This is a genomic window from Deltaproteobacteria bacterium (genome assembly GCA_003194485.1).
GTDB lineage: Bacteria > Desulfobacterota > Dissulfuribacteria > Dissulfuribacterales > UBA3076 > UBA3076.
Genome location: PQXD01000008.1, coordinates 58,255 through 70,784, shown reverse-complemented (window position 1 = coordinate 70,784; position 12,530 = coordinate 58,255). Strand labels below are relative to the sequence as shown.

Annotated in this window: 15 protein-coding genes and 1 tRNA gene; 9 read left to right on the top strand and 7 right to left on the bottom strand. The window is 48.0% G+C overall.

Annotated features, from left to right (window positions below; translation table 11 throughout):
• The 3 genes from C4B57_06245 to C4B57_06235 form a co-directional block, all read left to right on the top strand.
• The coding region (locus C4B57_06245; protein PXF54674.1) for a DDE transposase at window positions 1–771 on the top strand (771 nt) is incomplete at its 5' end.
• 128 nt (window positions 772–899) lie between these two features.
• Window positions 900–1,292: a hypothetical protein gene (locus tag C4B57_06240; protein ID PXF54673.1), complete on the top strand. Its 393-nt coding sequence runs from the start codon at window positions 900–902 to the stop codon at window positions 1,290–1,292.
• A 42-nt stretch (window positions 1,293–1,334) separates the two neighbouring features.
• On the top strand, window positions 1,335–1,742 hold the full coding sequence (locus C4B57_06235; GenBank protein PXF54672.1) for a hypothetical protein: 408 nt from the start codon (window positions 1,335–1,337) through the stop codon (window positions 1,740–1,742).
• Window positions 1,743–1,754: 12 nt separating this feature from the next.
• Here the strand turns inward: C4B57_06235 and C4B57_06230 are convergent, their stop codons facing one another.
• The gene (locus tag C4B57_06230; protein ID PXF54671.1) at window positions 1,755–2,078 is read right to left on the bottom strand and encodes a hypothetical protein; all 324 of its coding nucleotides are present in this window, start codon (window positions 2,076–2,078) and stop codon (window positions 1,755–1,757) included.
• A gap of 119 nt (window positions 2,079–2,197) precedes the next feature.
• On the opposite strand from C4B57_06230, the gene C4B57_06225 reads away from it, so the two are divergent.
• Window positions 2,198–2,473, top strand: a complete 276-nt coding sequence (locus tag C4B57_06225) for a hypothetical protein (protein ID PXF54670.1) — start codon at window positions 2,198–2,200, stop codon at window positions 2,471–2,473.
• A complete protein-coding gene (locus C4B57_06220) occupies window positions 2,470–2,655 on the top strand; it encodes a hypothetical protein (protein ID PXF54669.1) in 186 nt (61 codons plus the stop codon). The genes C4B57_06225 and C4B57_06220 overlap by 4 nt, the downstream gene beginning before the upstream one ends.
• Before the next feature lie 168 nt (window positions 2,656–2,823).
• Here the strand turns inward: C4B57_06220 and C4B57_06215 are convergent, their stop codons facing one another.
• Complete coding sequence (locus C4B57_06215; protein ID PXF54668.1) at window positions 2,824–3,456, bottom strand: cytochrome b; 633 nt, start codon at window positions 3,454–3,456, stop codon at window positions 2,824–2,826.
• A 2-nt stretch (window positions 3,457–3,458) separates the two neighbouring features.
• Complete coding sequence (locus C4B57_06210; GenBank protein ID PXF54667.1) at window positions 3,459–4,685, bottom strand: cytochrome C; 1,227 nt, start codon at window positions 4,683–4,685, stop codon at window positions 3,459–3,461.
• A 563-nt stretch (window positions 4,686–5,248) separates the two neighbouring features.
• Between C4B57_06210 and C4B57_06205 the strand changes: the two genes are divergently transcribed.
• From C4B57_06205 to C4B57_06190, 4 genes are read left to right on the top strand one after another with little or no spacing between them, the layout of a single operon-like run.
• Window positions 5,249–5,707, top strand: a complete 459-nt coding sequence (locus tag C4B57_06205; protein PXF54703.1) for a cytochrome C — start codon at window positions 5,249–5,251, stop codon at window positions 5,705–5,707.
• Between the two features lie 35 nt (window positions 5,708–5,742).
• Window positions 5,743–8,436 carry a hypothetical protein gene (locus C4B57_06200; GenBank protein ID PXF54702.1) on the top strand — a complete coding sequence of 898 codons (2,694 nt, stop codon included), beginning with the start codon at window positions 5,743–5,745 and terminating at the stop codon, window positions 8,434–8,436.
• Between the two features lie 14 nt (window positions 8,437–8,450).
• Window positions 8,451–8,843 (top strand): response regulator, encoded by a 393-nt coding sequence (locus C4B57_06195; protein PXF54666.1) that lies wholly within the window; start codon window positions 8,451–8,453, stop codon window positions 8,841–8,843.
• Between the two features lie 12 nt (window positions 8,844–8,855).
• Window positions 8,856–9,926 carry a hypothetical protein gene (locus tag C4B57_06190; protein ID PXF54665.1) on the top strand — a complete coding sequence of 357 codons (1,071 nt, stop codon included), beginning with the start codon at window positions 8,856–8,858 and terminating at the stop codon, window positions 9,924–9,926.
• Between the two features lie 36 nt (window positions 9,927–9,962).
• On the opposite strand, the gene C4B57_06185 is transcribed toward C4B57_06190, so the two are convergent.
• The 4 genes from C4B57_06185 to pgk form a co-directional block, all read right to left on the bottom strand.
• Window positions 9,963–10,048 (bottom strand) — tRNA-Leu (locus C4B57_06185).
• A 10-nt stretch (window positions 10,049–10,058) separates the two neighbouring features.
• A complete protein-coding gene (locus C4B57_06180) occupies window positions 10,059–10,538 on the bottom strand; it encodes a preprotein translocase subunit SecG (protein PXF54664.1) in 480 nt (159 codons plus the stop codon).
• A gap of 17 nt (window positions 10,539–10,555) precedes the next feature.
• Window positions 10,556–11,329, bottom strand: a complete 774-nt coding sequence (locus C4B57_06175; protein ID PXF54663.1) for a triose-phosphate isomerase — start codon at window positions 11,327–11,329, stop codon at window positions 10,556–10,558.
• Window positions 11,326–12,519, bottom strand: a complete 1,194-nt coding sequence (gene pgk / locus C4B57_06170; protein ID PXF54701.1) for a phosphoglycerate kinase — start codon at window positions 12,517–12,519, stop codon at window positions 11,326–11,328. The genes C4B57_06175 and pgk overlap by 4 nt, the downstream gene beginning before the upstream one ends.
• Between the last annotated feature and the right edge of the window lie 11 nt (window positions 12,520–12,530).

Genomic DNA, 12,530 nt, shown 5'->3' with positions numbered 1-12,530 from the left:
TATGGCAGCAAACGTGGTGATGAACTTCCTGAGGATTTGAGTACTGCAGAAAAAAGGCTTGCAAAGATCAAAGAGGCTAAAAAATACCTGGAAGCCAGAAAAAAGGCTGAAGCCAAAAAGAGCAAGGAGTCTCATAAGAAACACGGCAGAAAATCTCAAAAGCCTGACGACACAGTGAAGCCTGAAACCAAGGTCAATATGACCGATTCTGAGAGTCGTATTCAGAAGACGTCCAAAGGTTATATTCAAGGTTATAATGCTCAGGCCGTAGCTACAGAAGACCAGATAGTTATTGCCTGTGACGTGGTGAATGAGGCCAATGACATTCATCAGCTTAAACCTATGCTGGAGCAGGCACAGCAGAATCTTTCAGAAATAGATGTTTACGCAAAGACAGTCCTTGCTGACGCAGGGTATTGCAGTGACGATAATCTTGAATACCTGGAATCCAAGGATGAAATAAACGCTCTTGTTTCAACCCGGAAAGAGCAAGAGATGAGAAAGGCCGAATCCGGCTCCAAAAATATCAGGCACCGTTCCGACAGATACAAGGCCATGGACAGGAACCTCCAAAACCCAGTCAGTCGATATATTTATGGATTTCGCAAGCGAATAATTGAACCTGTATTTGGGCAGATGAAACATTGTCAGGGTTTCCCCGGCTTTCTCTTACGTGGACTTGAGAAGGTTAAGAACGAATTCACCTTATGGTGCAGTGCGCACAATATTTTGAAGCTATACAGATATGGCGACAGAAAAACGGCAATATGAGCATAAAATAGAGGAAAACAGGGGGTGGAATAAGGCTCTTATGACAATGAATCTCAATAATCAGCATTTCCAGAAAGTCCAGAGGGGCATAAGGCCAAAATTTGGCCGAATCGAAATCTTCGGCTGATATGATTTACGGGACACGCTCTTATGCCTTAGAGGACGCTGCATATCCTACCGAGCAGGATCTGGACTTTACTGCAGGTCATCCCCCATATACATACGGTGAGTATGTCTATGGGACCCGGACGCACAACATGTCTACTGATCCTGAGTTCGAGCATGAAGCCAAGATGAAGGCCAACTGGAGTCCAATGGACATGCTGTTTGTCTCAGCCTATACCCGGTATGTCCATGGAGTGAATAACGAAGACCTTGAATACAAGTACAAGGATGATCTCCTGGATTCCGGCGTAGACGTGACAGTCACTCCAATAAATAAATTATCCATGACACTTGGCTATAATTACTTGAGGAACAATATGGATTCGGAGTACTATGTCCCATATTACCATGGCTGAGCGGGTAAACTTTCGGACGGGGTCCGTCCGTACTGCTCCAATATGGATTATGTTTCCGATGTCCATACCTTCATGGTTTCTGCCAACTATAACCCGTTGCCCGGATTGAGCTTCAATGGGGGCGCTTCATACAGCATAGCTGACAGCAAAATTCAGAACGTAGACTTTGCCAGTGATTCACATACCGGCGGTGTTAATCCGTTGGATCCTGATAGTTCAGGCTGGGGGGGGACTTACGACGTTGCCAACAACAACGAAATGGAGTCCTTCTCCAAGCTGGATTATACGGTCTGGGATATCAACGTAGGTGCAAGCTATGCCATTAATGACTATGTCGGCATCACTGTAAACTACCTCTATACAGATGTTGATGACCAGGATCCCTATGTTTACGGAGACGAGAGTGGACAATACCAGTCTCTCATGACCTACCTGACCTTCAGATTTTAGGCCTTTACCGGTCTATCTGTGATCCGAAAAGATGAGCGGGGGCCTTTTGGCCCCCGTTTTTCTCCAAATAGCGGGACCAGCCGCCTTGCCTGCAGACAGGTCATCAAATTCCTCATAGGCAATCGTCCTTCGACCCGGCTTTGGTTTTTGCATTTGCGCAGTATAATCATTTTGTATTTCTCTCTTGACAACACAGCCGGGGACGGAACGCAGCCGACTGATGGCATTTTGGTAAATATCCGGTGAACCCGTGGTCCACTGTGGAAGTTGCCATCCGTGCCCTGCCGCAGGAGCGGTTTGCCTTTTGCAGGGTTTCGATCGCGGGCCGGATTGCACTGCCTCTCCGGTCTGCGATGAGTGAGCTTTGAAACCCGGAAAAAGGTAACCGCTCCAAGGCAGGATATAACGGGTTCACCGGATATTTACGCATTTTGTCTTTCAAGGCGAGGTATTCCGTGCTATGTATTCATTCAGTTGAAGAGATAGGCTTGCATAAGGACTTTCTAATTATAGAAGCGAGGAAGGAAATGGCTAAAAAGATACTTATTGTGGACGATGAGCCCGATATTATAACCTTTATCAGTGCGATTCTTGAAGAGAACGGCTATTCAAGCATAAGTGCCAGTAATGGGATCGAGGGGCTGGAACTCTTGCGCAAGGAAAAGCCTGATCTGGTTCTGCTCGACCTGATGATGCCAAAAAAAGTGGCATTGCCATGTTTCAGGAATTGAGAAAAGACCCGGACATGAGCAATACTCCAGTGATCGTGCAGACCGGGGTCTCTGAGGTGACAGGTGTCGATTTCAGAAATTTCATGTTCAAACAACCGCTTCGTGATGAAAAGAAATTTGTTGAGAGCACGGGATTGACAAAATATACTATTCCAGACGGTTATATTGAAAAAACCAATTGATCCTGTCGAGTTAATTAAAGTAATTAAAAAAGTCTTAAAAGAAACATAAAGTGTCCTGCAGATCCAATCCTTTCCTTGCATGAGTTCCTCTGTTTCTATATAGATCTACAACGGGCTTCTTGAACAATGGGTTGAGACGACCTGAAATGTCGTCTCAACCCATATCGACTAATGTTCTTCTACCTCTTCTTCCCAGCCGGTTATCATGGTTATGATATGTGCCCAGAATGTGTGCCCCAGGGTAGCCAGATACATGTGGACAAAGAGGAAGGCGGCAAAACTGCAGGCCAGCAGGAAATGTATCCCGACCACTATTTTTACCCCGCCTAATGCTATCATCCATTTCTGCGTAATCAGCAAGAGCAGCAGGCCTGACAACAGGACGATCGGTACAAGTGCAGTCATGATCATCAGGTATGCCCCCTTCTGCATGGGATTGAATTTGTTGTCAGGCGTGGGATGATGCGGGTTGGGTTTGCCCCGGAAGTAGTTGAAGCCATAGAACAGCATCTGTCTTATGACACCCGTTTTCAGGTCGTCAAGGGTTGGGACATAGAGCTTTATCAGGCTCTTGTCAATGAATACGTAATATGAAAACCATAACAACCAATCGATGCACACGAAGATTCCGGTATAATCATGAACCAGTACCGCTGCTCTATAGCTACCAAAGAGATTAATATACTCGGGAAACCTGATCTGGGCCCCTGTAATGCACAGAGTTGTTATTCCAATGGCGTGGATCCAATGCCATATCCTGACTGCGAGAGGGTTAAGATAGATCATCTTTGGCTTTTCCATGATCAATGCTTCCTCCTGTTCTTTCGGGTCAAAAATCTGAAAGTGCCGTGGAGTGAGGCCGCGCCTAAGCCACTGGCTATGATTAGCAGCCCCAGAATGCTGAGAATATCGTTTCTGGTGGAGCCCACCATGTAGAAGTCAGGGGTAGCAAAAAGAGGGTCGAGTACCGCTCCCTCTTCAACAGCGACCCTGCTGTACGTGCCGTCTTGATTGGGAAAGGCTACATAACATGTCTGCATGGCTTTTGGCCCGGCGGCGTGGCAGAAAGAACAATCCCGGCGGTCTTCAAATATCCCGTAGCTGTGGCTTGCCGTCTCTGTTGACAGCACCCCCCAGAGCCCCACGTCTTGGTATTTTGAGTTCTTGTTGAAATCTTTGAGCTCTGCCATTGTGATGGAACCGTCACCATTGGTGTCTATGAGAGATTGAACTCCCCCGTCTCCGACTAACTGCATGAGGTCTTCGTAAGTTGCCAGGTCAATCTCACCTTCCTTATCCGGTCTGACACCATCTCTTTTCTCAATATACATGGCGATGACGATGCCTTTCGAATCGGTATGGCAGCTTATGCACGTAGTTGCCTGCATGTGGAGCCTTGACCGGAGAAGCCATTCAGAATGACCGACATTATCATGGCAAGTGGCACACCGTCTATTTTTTTCAAAACCTGAAATCGACAGATGGCTTTTTACCGTATGGGGGCTGTGACAATCCGAACAGGCAGCCTTTTCTGCATGGGGGCTTTTCAAATACTCTTCAACGGCATCTTCATGGCACATACCACAGCTTTCACCAGGAGGCTTGAGGCCTTTGGCTGCGTGGGGGTTATGACAATCCGTGCATTCCGCATTTCCCGCATGAAGGCCCTTTGATAACTCATCAATAGTATCTTCATGGCATGTGTCGCAGCTTTCTTTTCCGGGCCTGATTCCATCGTCAGGATGATCGTCGGTTACAAAATGGCAGGACCCGCAACCATCTTCTGCGTGTTTCGTACCGGCGAACTGGGCACCGTCGATATACAGACGCTCGCCCCCTTCATCAATTATGGATGAATCGCCATGGCATCCCAGACAGTCGTCGGTTTCCATGGCACTCGACGAGTTGATGCCGATGCCGGCCATCAACATCACGAAACCAAAAATACATATTATAAGAAACTTTACTTTGAGCACCATCCTTTTCCTCTCTTCCTCACCTATAGAACCTACAGGTTCATGTGCGAGCATACACCAGTGTCCCTTGCCGAATCAAAAAATCTCGCATGGGACCTGAAGTAGCTATGCACCCACGATAAGGGCACAGATCTCAAGAAAAGTTCAGATATAGACCCCCGCTTTTGTCATTTTTGATATTATAAACCACCGTAGCAAAAAAGCGGGGGTAAAACCAATAAAGAAAATTTTTTTGTTCTTTTAATGGCATAACCCTCCTTCCCGTCTTGTTGTTTGTTTCAAGATGGCTCTGTCTTATTACGTCCATGTGAAATTATGTTTCTTTCATAAAATTACTTTGTAACCTGCTTGAAAGAAATTGGCAATATCAGTCTGACCACTCAGGCAAATCTTTTTTATTTTTACAGGAAGCATTTCCTGTCTTTTCTATAAATCGCCGCACTTTTCCTGCGCTTGACAAGCCCAAATGGCCCTGCTACTACAAAAACAATAAATTATTATATATAATGATTTTTGGATATTATTGCAGCGATTTTCTGATGCGGCATCGTTTTTTTCCGCCTTAGATTAAAAGACCATTAAGGTAAACCACGATGAGCTATTTCCCTGCCATAGTCATGGCATTATTGATCGTCACCTTCAGTCCTGAAGAAGTTCGAGCTGGAAATGGCACTGAAATTAACACTGAAATACAAATATATGTCGGTTCAGAAGCCTGCAAGCCCTGCCACCAAAAGGAATATGGGAGTTTTACCAAATATGCAAAGAAGAGCAGTTCCTTCAAGAGCATCCAAAGGGTGAAAAAGGGCCTTACCGAGGAAGAAATAAAAAGGTGCTATTTCTGCCATACAACGGGATATGGCAAACCGGGCGGCTTTGTCAGTCTTGAGGAGACTCCTCACCTGAAGAACGCGGGCTGCGAGGTATGCCATGGCCCCGGTGGACTGCACGTCAGGACGCAGCGCTCTCAGGATATCAAGGGGAATCTCACAATGAAAGATTGTGAGGGGTGTCACATATCGGAGAGGGTCAAGGCCTTCAGGTTCAAACCCTTGATTCACGGAGGCGCGCATTAGCGGTTTCGACAGGCACCGCATTGCTGGAAGACATGATGTTTGGTCTTATAAGAAAGAGTTTTGCCAACAAGATAATGGCTACTGTAATAATCAGCATAGCCCTGGTTATGACGGCCGAGATCGTCTTGAGAATATACTTTGGGACAAAAGACAGAATGGAGTTGGTGAAAACTCTTAATTTAGACGTGTCCGGATCGATCTATTCCGGCATAACATATCCAATGCATGTCGGAGATAGTGAGGCCATCAAGGGGGTCTTGTCCGGTATTCGGACAAAGATGGAAAACATCGAGGTATATATATGCGATTTTGATCAAGAGATAATCTGGTCCACACACGAGGAAAACGTAAACACCGGGATTGCGGATTTCATACATAATGAGGAGGCATTGAAGGCCTTAACCAAGACATTGAGCTCGGGAGCGAGACCAGAGAGGGCATTTGTGGAAGAGTTTGCCGGGAGAAGGGTCCTTATTACCATGCAGCCCATTTTGAATCATAAAGACTGTTATCACTGCCATGGCACTTCAAGGAAAGTCCTCGGCGGCATGATAATAGGAACGGATGTGCACCATACCTATGAAATGGTCGCTTCTGCCAGGAACAGGACCATATTGATAAGTTTTATCGGAATATCGATGATTATTGCCATAATTTATGTGATGGTAACCAAATTCATCAGGCGCCCTGTGGAGGATTTGGCTGACAAAGCAAAGAGATTTGCAGAGGGTGATATGTCCGTTTCGGTGGACGTGAGGTCAGAGGATGAAATAGGCGTACTGGGCAATACATTTAACTATATGGTTCAAAGGGCATCTCAATTCAGCAAAAGACTTGAAAGAGAGGTTGCGAAAAAGACCGAGCTGTTGGAAGAAAGGACCAATCTTATAGCACTATTGGAAAAAGCAAACATCCAGCTCAGGGAGCTTGACAAACTGAAATCCACGTTCCTGGCGAACATGTCTCATGAGCTGAGGACACCGATGAACTCCATCATCGGATATTCGGATCTGTTGCTGGACGGGGTTGACGGGCCAATCAACGAGGAGCAGGCAAAGAGTCTCAGCAAGATTTCCAATAATGCAAGGCACCTCTTGCAATTGTTGAATGATCTTCTCGATCTCTCCAAGATAGAGGCGGGAAAAGCCGAGTTAGAAGCGGAACAGTTCAACCTGAAAGAACTCATTGATTCAGTAGTTCCCATGGTCGAGGGAATGATGACCAAAAAGGGGCTTTCACTTGATTTTGATATCGATGAGAATCTGCCCATGGTCTATGGTGATAAGAATAAGATCAAGCATGTCTTGATGAACCTGCTGTCCAATGCGATCAAGTTTACCGATGAGGGAGGCATAACCATCCGTGCCAGGACATCCGATCGCGGCATTCATCGACTTGGCGAGCCTCCTGTATTTGCAGAGGTCTGCGTGGAGGATACAGGCATCGGGATAAAGGATGAGGATCTCGGCAAGATTTTTGACAAGTTCGTGCAGGCTGACCTCTCTACCGTGCGCCAATACGAGGGGACCGGCCTGGGGCTCAGTATTGCGAGGGGGTTGATCGCGATGCACAACGGCACGATCTGGGCCACGAGCGAGTACGGCAAGGGAAGCAAGTTCTATTTCACCATCCCGCTAAAAAAGGAGATACTCGAGTCCAGGGCCAAGCCGGCCATAGAATTACGAGTGGCTGATGATCTGGCCAAACACTTCGGGGTGCCTGTTGAGACCTTCCTGAAAGACCCCCAATATGAAGGCAAACCGGTAAGGTGTCACGAATACATCCATTGCGGACAGCCGAGCTGCCCGGCCTATGACAGTGAAGACAGACGTTGCTGGCTCATCCTTGGGACGCATTGCTCAGGGCTGAAGATCGGTGCCTATCCCGAGAAGGTTGATTTTTGCAAAAATTGTGAGGTCATACAGAAACTGGTGCTTGGGTCAAAGGCCTCGAAGACCGTTGAGGCGGGGCCGTTGACTGCAGAGGACATCACCAGAAAGACCGTGCTGGCAATAGATGACAATCCGGATGCAATTGATATCATCAGGAAGTCTCTGGGAGAGGATTACAAAACAGTAGGTCTTCTCGGCGGGGAGAAGGCGGTTGAAAAGGCCATGGAGACGAAACCGGTAGCCATTACCCTGGATATCATGATGCCGCATAAGGACGGATGGCAGGTATTGCGGGAGCTTAAGAGCACGCCGGAGACCCGGGATATCCCTGTAATTGTGCTTTCAATTGTGGATAATAAAAAGCTGGGATTCAGTCTGGGTGCTGCGGAATATATGGTGAAGCCGCTGGATAAGAATTTCCTGCTGAAAAAAATAAGAGATCTGGAGAAAAGGGGCAAAATACAACGGGTACTGGTAGTAGACAGTGAAACTGATACGGTATCGCTGATAAAACAAACCTTGCAGGACGTCGGGTATCAGGTAAGGGCGGCCTATAACAGCAAAGATGCAGTCGAGCTGATAAGGAGTTTCGTGCCCCACCTGATCATCCTCAACCTGACAATGCCCAAGATGGATGGTTTTGATGTAATTGAGTACATTAAGACAGAGGAAAGTGCCAAGAAGATACCTCTTATTATTATTACTAAGAGGGAGCTGAGCGAGAAAGAGAAAGACGCTCTGGACGGCAGGTTGCGTGGCATATTGAACAAGGGAACACTTAAAGAAGATCTCTTGCAAAGGCTTAAAGACAGGATCGATGAGATAAAAAATGCCTGACAGATGGGGATGACATGAAAGAAACAGGGAAGGTTTCAGGAAAAAAACTGCTGATAATTGAGGACAACCAGGACAGCAGGGAGCTGGTAATCAAGATCTTAAGAAACCGGGATTACCAGATAATCGAAGCCGTTGATGGAGAAGAGGGCCTGGAAAAGGCGATCGCTGAACAGCCGGATATTATTCTTCTGGATATCGCTCTCCCGAAGATGGGAGGCTATGAGGTTGCAAAAAATCTGAGGCTTCGAGAGGAGTTTAAGCATACCTCCATAATTGCATTGACCGCACATGCAATGAAAGGAGACAGGGAAAAGGCTTTACAGGCCGGGTTCAGCGGGTATATTTCAAAGCCGATAAACGTGCACGATCTGCCCGAGCAGATAGAATACTACGCGAAAAAACATTAAAAGGCAGTTCAGGTGGACAAGGACAAGATCCTGATTGTTGAGGATAACGTGGATACCGTGGATCTCTTGAGAAAGAGGCTCCGTGCCGACGGGTTCGATACCGCTGAGGCATACGACGGCGAAGAAGGCCTCAAGAAGGTCGCTGAATACGAGCCGGACCTGATCGTGCTGGACATTATGATGCCTAAACTGGATGGTTTCGAGGTATGCAAAAGACTCAAGGAAGACGAAAGCACCCGTTACATACCTGTCCTCATGCTCACCGCCAAAGGCGACGTTGACAGCACCGTCAAGGGTCTCGATGTCGGCGGAGATGACTATCTGGCCAAGCCCTTTGATTATAAAGAGCTTGTTGCAAGGATACGGTCATTACTCAGCATAAAGGCAGAGCGCGAAAAACTGCTGGAGGAGGAAAAATCAGAGGCATTAGAAAAGATGATGGACCAGGTGGTGCATGAGATAAGGAACCCTCTTGTTGCCATAGGAGGGTTTGCGCGGAGGATCTCTGAATCCCTTTCCGAGGGTGATCCAAACAAAGAATATCTGAAATTGATTGTACAAAATGTTGAGACCCTGGAACACATGATAAAGAAGCTCATTGAGCTGAAGACCACTGTAATATCTTATCGAGAGCCGGCAGATATCAATAAGATCATTGCCGAAGCAATTGAAAAATACAGACCTGCAATTGTAGAAAATCACATAGATGTAAAAACGGATTTAATGAAAAATCCTCCTGATATTTTTGTTGACAGAGAACAGATTAAGGCGGCGGTTAGCCATCTCATTGAGAACGCAATTGAGGCAATGCGAAATAAGCAGCGCATACTGGAAATCAGCAGCCGTGTCAGCGAAGGATATATCGAGATCATGGTTTCCGATACAGGGGTCGGCATCCCGAAGGACAAGCTCAAGAACATCCTGGACCCCTTTTTTACTTCAAAGATCCATGCCGGGCTCGGCCTCACCTATGCGCTCAAGATCATTCAGGCCCACAGGGGCACGATCTCTGTGGAAAGCAAACTAGGCAAGGGATCCGTCTTTACGATCAGGCTGCCTGTGAAGAGACCCGGCAGCCATTGAGCCATTAATAATAGACCGCCTTCCCACAGGATAATATGGTGCCGAAGGGGGGAGTCGAACCCCCACGGGTTTTGCCCACCACCCCCTCAAGATGGCGTGTCTACCTATTCCACCACTTCGGCAAAAGATTGACTATTTAGGGGTATCAGGTTGATTCGTTGATGGTGCAATGTTTTCAGGCTGATTTTTCTTCTGCTGGCTATCTTCAGCCAGGGAATTTGTCTTTTTATTTGAGCCATGGGCGGGCTCTTCAACTCCTGTCGCTGGCGCAGGAGCGGTTTCAACAGGTTCAGGAATTACAGTCGCAGCAGGTTCAGCAGTTTCAACAGGTTCGGTAGTTACAGGGCTGGTAGTTACCTGCACGTCGCGCATTACGGAATCCTCAACCTTGTGAGCCGATAAATAGGTAAGAACAAGGGCCAAGATCATAAAGGCTACCGCCAGTCCTGTAGTGAGCTTGTTCAGAAAAGAGGCCGGTCCCGCACTGCCAAAGATGGTATCACTGGACCCGAATACAGCTCCTATCTCGGCCCCCTTGCCTTGCTGGAGCAGGACAGTGAGGACCAAGAGGACACACGTAATAACATAAACTATTATTAATATAGAATACAAAAGATATCCCTTTTTAATTAATCAATCCGGCAACCGGCAATTTGTGCAAAGCTCCCGGGTTTGAGAGAAGCGCCGCCGACAAGTGCTCCGTCCACGTCGGGGAGCGCCATTAATTCATTGACATTTTCCGGCTTAACCGAGCCACCATACAATATTCGAATCCGCCCTGCAATACCGGAATCGAAACGGCCGGTCAGCCAGGAGCGTATATGGGCGTGGGCATCCTGTGCCTGGTCCGGGGTGGCTGTCTTACCCGTGCCAATCGCCCATACAGGTTCATAGGCAACCACTACCCGGTCTGCCTCTTCACTACCTACTTCTGAAAAGCCCGCGGATAACTGCCTTTCAAGTATCTCATGCATAAGCCCGGCCTCTCTTTCCTCCAGCTTTTCCCCGATACATAGTATTGGAAGCAGGTCATTTTCCAGGGCAGACCTGACCTTTAGGGCAATAAGGCCGTTTTTTTCTCCGAAAATATGCCTGCGCTCTGAATGCCCGAGGATCACCCACTTTACCGCGAATTCCTTGAGCATGATCGGTGATATTTCACCAGTGAAGCTACCCTTTTGCTCAAAGTACATGTTCTGGGCTGCCAGTGTCACAAGTCCACTTTGCTTAATGATTTCCCGGGCTGCTGAAAGGGCAGTAAACGGAGGAGCGATCACTATCTCTCTTTCCGGCAGGTCATTCACCAGGGGCAAAAAGACATCAAGGAAGTCACGGGTCTCGGCCACTGTCTTGTACATCTTCCAGTTGGCTGCCAAAACAGGTCTTCTTTTCAGGGTGTTCATTTTTTAATACACTCCTCAAGCGCCGCTATGCCCGGCAGCTCTTTTCCTTCCAGGAGGCTGAGAAACGCTCCCCCACCCGTGGACATGTAAGATATGTTCCCTGCTTCACCGGCCCTGTGGACGGCCAGACCGGTATCTCCTCCGCCTACAATGCTGATGGCCTGACTGCTGCCGACCGCATGCGCCAGGGCCATCGTACCCTGGCTGAAAGGTTCAAGCTCAAAGGCCCCCATTGGGCCATTCCATACTATGGTTTTGACATTGTAAAGGGCTTCGCTGAAGAGGCTTGACGTTGCAGGCCCTATGTCCAATGCCATCCAATCATCTGGAATTTCCTGGACCGGGACGGTCCTGGTCCCGGCGTTTGCATCAATATCCCGTGCTATGATGCAGTCAACAGGAAGGTATAATTTGACACCTTTGTCTCTTGCCCGATCAATTAGGGCCCCGGCCGTGTCTGCCAGACTTTTCTCAGCGAGGGATTTTCCTATATTAATGCCTTGCGCTGCCAGGAAGGTATTGGCCATGGCCCCGCCGACTATCAGCTTATCCACCCGGTCCAGTATGTTTTTAACGGCCCCCAGCTTGCTGGATATCTTGACCCCGCCCAGGATGGCCGCCAGGGGCCTGGCAGGTCCTTCCACGGCCTTTTTGAAGTACAAGAGTTCCTGCTTTACAAGGAAACCGGCCGCGCAGTTTTTGACCAGGCCGGGTATCCCGGTCACTGAGGCATGGGACCTGTGTGATACTGCAAAGGCGTCATTTATATACACATCGGCCATTCTTGCCAAGGCTTCTGCAAAGCCGGGGTCGTTTTTTGTCTCTCCCTGATGATACCTGAGGTTTTCAAGCAGCAGCACTTCTCCGTCCGACATGGAGCTGACCTGGTTCTCCACTTCTGCTCCAATACAGTCCGGGGCCAGAGGTACCTCCCTGTCTATCAGTTCGCCAAGACGCCCGGCCACCGGCCTCAGGCTGAATTTTTCTATTCTCTGTCCCTTCGGGCGGCCAAGATGCGAGCAGAGTATCAGCCTTGCTTCGACCTCTAAGGCATAGCGTATGCTCGGCAGGGCCGCCCTGATGCGGCTGTCGTCTGTGATATTGCCGGAATCGTCCAGGGGGACATTGAAGTCCGTCCTCATCAGGACCCTTTGGCCTTTCAGCGGAATTTCGTCTATGTATTTGATCATTACAGCATCTT